The organism is Vibrio sp. R78045 (genome assembly GCF_042466085.1).
In the GTDB taxonomy this organism is placed as follows: domain Bacteria; phylum Pseudomonadota; class Gammaproteobacteria; order Enterobacterales; family Vibrionaceae; genus Vibrio; species Vibrio cyclitrophicus.
Genome location: NZ_JAXHBS010000002.1, coordinates 1 through 704, shown reverse-complemented (window position 1 = coordinate 704; position 704 = coordinate 1). Strand labels below are relative to the sequence as shown.

The following is a 704-nucleotide window of genomic DNA, read 5'->3' as shown; positions in this document are numbered from 1 at the left end:
ACTCTTTACTGATTGCATGCTTGTTCATTCCTTGTTCTGTAAGCTCTTGAATGCGTTGGTGAAGCATCTTGTCAGGAAATCGGCCAAGGTGCCTCCCTTCAGAGCGTGCACGCTCCCTACCCTCATTACAGCGCTGTAATATCCGTTTTCTTTCCATTTCAGCAAACGCCGATATGGTCGTGTAAATAACTCGACCTACATCGCTATTGATATCTAAATCCCCCAAGTCATGAAACACCAAACCCGCTTTCTTTTGCGCTAACTGATCGGCAATCTGCAAAGCATCGATGGTATTTCGAGCAATGCGGTCGACTTTGGTAACATGAATAACATCTCCCTCCCTTGCAAAATCCAGCAACAGGTTAAGCTGTTCTCTATCAGAGGATTTACCGCTCGCTTGCTCTTGGTAAATTTTGTCACAACCAAGACGTTTAAGTTGTTCAAGTTGAACATCGAGCGTTTGGTCTTGGGTGCTAACACGAGCATAACCAATTTTCATAAAATGGCCTAAAAGTGAACTTAAAGATATTGATACACAAGTGTACATGTTCACTTTAAATTACAAAGACTAAATGAACAGTTATTCGTTGATTGTGAGCAATGTCCATAAAGTTACACCTTAATGAACATTGATTAAAAAAGCCCCTTAATCATTGCAACAATGATTAAGGGGCTCTAACAAAAAGGTTGGTTTGTGTTTGGGT

At 40.9% G+C, this 704-nt stretch carries 1 protein-coding gene; it reads right to left on the bottom strand.

Going from position 1 to position 704, the window contains the following annotated elements; genetic code table 11:
• On the bottom strand, nt 1-499 hold a 499-nt coding region (locus SJY39_RS00035), incomplete at its 3' end, for a recombinase family protein (RefSeq protein WP_390240560.1).
• Nucleotides 500-704: the final 205 nt, after the last annotated feature.